Origin of the sequence: Pseudomonas sp. EGD-AK9, assembly GCF_000465935.2 — a bacterium.
In the GTDB taxonomy this organism is placed as follows: Bacteria; Pseudomonadota; Gammaproteobacteria; order Pseudomonadales; family Pseudomonadaceae; genus Aquipseudomonas.
The window spans coordinates 1-3,136 of record NZ_AVOF01000358.1 but is presented as its reverse complement, the minus strand read 5'-3'; the positions used below and the strand labels follow the sequence as shown (position 1 = coordinate 3,136).

Genomic DNA, 3,136 nt, shown 5'->3' with positions numbered 1-3,136 from the left:
TGACCCCGACGCGCCAGCCGTGGGCGGCGGCCAGCAGGGCGGTGGCGCGGCCGATGCCGCGGCTGGCACCGGTGATCAGCAGGGATCTGTGCATAGGCGCTCCAGGTGCAAAGGCGTCGGACCAGGGGTGCTGTCGCCTGGCGGCCACTTCTACTAGCCTAACTCTAGTCGCAATGGGCCAGCGCCCGGCGGACCGCAGTAACGGGAGAGCAGATCATGGATAAAACACAGTTTTCCAGTCTGTCGCTGGAGGATCTGGCCTTGGTACCGCTGGAGGAGGACGCCGCGCCGCAAGCGCAGGCGCCTGCGGTGCAAGCGCAGGCGTCGAAGATCGATACGCGCAAGAAGCGTGAGCGCCGCAGCGGCGTGGATCGTCGAGTGACCATTCGCTTCGAGGAGGATCGGCGCAGCGGCGTCGACCGGCGCGCGCAGAACCAGGCCTGGGGGCACGGTCACGACCTCTGAGCGGCGCCGGGGATCCCCCCGGCGCTTGACGGTCAGCCGCGTGCTACGCGCACGCCCTCGGCCAATTGGGCGCACAGGCCGAGCACGCCATCGATGGCCTGCTGCGCGGTTTCGGCCTTGGCGATCTGGTCGACCAGCGCCGAGCCCACCACCACGCCTTCGGCGCGGCGCGCCACTTCGGCGGCATGCTCCGGGGTGCGGATGCCGAAGCCGATGCACAGGGGCAGGTCGGTGTGGCGACGCAGGCGCGCCACGGCTTGCTCGACGTGATCCAGGGTCGCCGCGCCGGCGCCGGTGACGCCGGCCACCGACACGTAGTAGACGAAGCCGGAGCTGCCGGCCAGCACGGTGGGCAGGCGGTCGTCGTCGGTGGTCGGGGTGGTCAGGCGGATGAAGTCGATGCCTGCGCTCTGCGCCGGCTCGCACAGCTCGTCGTTGTGCTCCGGCGGCAGGTCGACCACGATCAGGCCGTCGACGCCGGCGGCCTTGGCGTCGGCGATGAAGCGCTCGACGCCGTAGACGAAGATCGGGTTGTAGTAGCCCATCAGCACCAGCGGCGTGCTCTGGTTGCCTTCGCGGAATTCGCGAACCATCTGCAGGGTCTTGGCCAGCGTCTGCTTGGCCCCCAAAGCGCGGATATTGGCGAGCTGGATGGCCGGGCCGTCGGCCATCGGGTCGGTGAACGGCATGCCCAGCTCGATCACGTCGGCGCCGGCATCCGGCAGGCCCTTGAGGATCTGCAAGGAAGTCTCGTAGTCGGGGTCGCCGGCGGTAACGAAGGTGACCAGCGCGGCGCGGTTTTCCTGCTTGAGTTCGGCGAAACGGTTGTGCAGGCGGCTCATGCGTGCTTCTCCTGGTTGTCCTGCATGTGGTGCATCACGGTCTGCATGTCCTTGTCGCCACGACCGGACAGGTTGATCACCATCAGGTGATCCTTGGGCAGTTTGGGTGCGCGCTTGAAGGCTTCGGCCAGCGCGTGGGCGCTTTCCAGGGCCGGGATGATGCCCTCCAGGCGGCAGCAGTGGTGGAAGGCTGCGAGGGCTTCGTCATCGCTGATCGGCACGTATTCGACGCGCTTGATCTCATGCAACCAGGCGTGTTCCGGGCCGACACCGGGGTAGTCGAGGCCGGCGGAAATCGAGTGGGCATCGGTGATCTGGCCGTCTTCATCCTGCAGCAGGAAGGTGCGATTGCCGTGCAGCACGCCCGGCGCGCCGCCAGCCATGCTCGCCGCATGCTTGCCGGTGTCGATGCCGTGGCCGGCGGCCTCGACGCCGACGATCTGCACGCCCTGGTCATCGAGGAAGGGGTGGAACAGGCCGATGGCGTTGGAACCGCCGCCGATGCAGGCCACCAGCGAGTCGGGCAGACGGCCTTCCTTCGCCAGGATCTGCTCACGTACTTCGTTGCCGATCACCGACTGGAAGTCGCGCACCATGGCCGGGTACGGGTGCGGGCCGGCGGCAGTGCCGATCAGGTAGAAGGTGTTGTGGACGTTGGTCACCCAGTCGCGCAGGGCCTCGTTCATGGCGTCCTTGAGGGTGCCGGTGCCGGCCGTGACCGGGATCACCTCGGCGCCGAGCAGCTTCATGCGGAAGACGTTGGCCTGCTGGCGGTCGATGTCGGTGGTGCCCATGTACACCACGCACTGCATGCCGAAGCGCGCGGCCACGGTGGCGGTGGCCACACCGTGCATGCCGGCGCCGGTCTCGGCGATGATGCGCTGCTTGCCCATGCGCTTGGCCAGGAGGATCTGGCCGATGCAGTTGTTGATCTTGTGCGCGCCGGTGTGGTTGAGGTCTTCGCGCTTGAGGTAGATCTTCGCCCCGCCGAAGTGCTCGGAGAGGCGCTCGGCATGGTACAGCGGGCTGGCACGGCCGATGTAGTCGCGCTGGAAGTAGGCCAGCTCGTCGAGGAAGGCCGGATCACTCTTGGCCTTCTCGTATTCGGCGGCCAGCGAGTTGATCAGCGGCATCAGGGTTTCGGCGACGAACTGACCGCCGAAGCGGCCGAACAGGCCGCGCGCGTCGGGGCCGGTGCGAAATGAGGTCATGGTCGAGCTCCTGTCTGGGGCCTCTGCCCACGAGCGGGCAGGAGGTTTGGCAATGGCGCCATTCTACCCCTGGCGGGCAGGCTGAAAAGCGATTAGATTGCCCTGACCTGTCAGGAAAAATCACAAATCAATGAATCGCGAACTGCCCCCGCTGAATGCCCTGCGCGCCTTCGAGGCCGCCGCCCGCCTGCAGAGCATCAGCCGCGCCGGCGAGGAGCTGCATGTCACCCATGGCGCGGTGAGCCGGCAGATTCGTGCGCTGGAAGAACAGCTCGGCGTCAGCCTGTTCGACAAGGACGGCCGCGGCGTGAAACTCACCGATGCCGGCATGCGCCTGCGCGATGCTGCCAGCGATGCCTTCGAGCGCCTGCGCGGCGTCTGTGCCGAGCTGCGCCAGCGTCAGGACGGTGCGCCCTTCGTGCTCGGTTGCCCCGGCAGCCTGCTGGCGCGCTGGTTTATCCCGCGCCTGGATCGCCTCAACCGCGAGCTGCCGGAGCTGCGCCTGCAGCTGTCGGCCAGCGAGGGCGAGCTGGACCCGCGCCGCCCCGGGGTGGACGCCACCCTGTGCTTCGCCGCGCCGCCCTGGCCGGCGGACATGCAGGTACACGAGCTCGATAT

At 67.9% G+C, this 3,136-nt stretch carries 4 protein-coding genes; 2 read left to right on the top strand and 2 right to left on the bottom strand.

What is annotated here, in order from left to right; translation table 11 throughout:
• Positions 1 to 216 precede the first annotated feature (216 nt).
• Positions 217 to 465, top strand: coding sequence for a hypothetical protein (locus N878_RS16245; RefSeq protein WP_021444663.1), 249 nt, complete (start codon positions 217 to 219; stop codon positions 463 to 465).
• Between the two features lie 32 nt (positions 466 to 497).
• Here the strand turns inward: N878_RS16245 and trpA are convergent, their stop codons facing one another.
• On the bottom strand, positions 498 to 1,307 hold the full coding sequence (trpA, locus tag N878_RS16240; protein WP_021444662.1) for a tryptophan synthase subunit alpha: 810 nt from the start codon (positions 1,305 to 1,307) through the stop codon (positions 498 to 500).
• On the bottom strand, positions 1,304 to 2,518 hold the full coding sequence (gene trpB / locus N878_RS16235; RefSeq protein ID WP_021444661.1) for a tryptophan synthase subunit beta: 1,215 nt from the start codon (positions 2,516 to 2,518) through the stop codon (positions 1,304 to 1,306). The genes trpA and trpB overlap by 4 nt, the downstream gene beginning before the upstream one ends.
• A gap of 130 nt (positions 2,519 to 2,648) precedes the next feature.
• On the opposite strand from trpB, the gene N878_RS16230 reads away from it, so the two are divergent.
• The coding region (locus N878_RS16230; protein WP_021444660.1) for a LysR family transcriptional regulator at positions 2,649 to 3,136 on the top strand (488 nt) is incomplete at its 3' end.

Excerpts from the sequence above, each read along its gene's own strand:
- trpB (WP_021444661.1), bottom strand. The coding sequence starts at position 2,518 with ATGACCTCATTTCGCACCGGCCCCGACGCGCGCGGCCTGTTCGGCCGC.
- trpA (WP_021444662.1), bottom strand. The coding sequence starts at position 1,307 with ATGAGCCGCCTGCACAACCGTTTCGCCGAACTCAAGCAGGAAAACCGC.
- N878_RS16245 (WP_021444663.1), top strand. The coding sequence starts at position 217 with ATGGATAAAACACAGTTTTCCAGTCTGTCGCTGGAGGATCTGGCCTTG.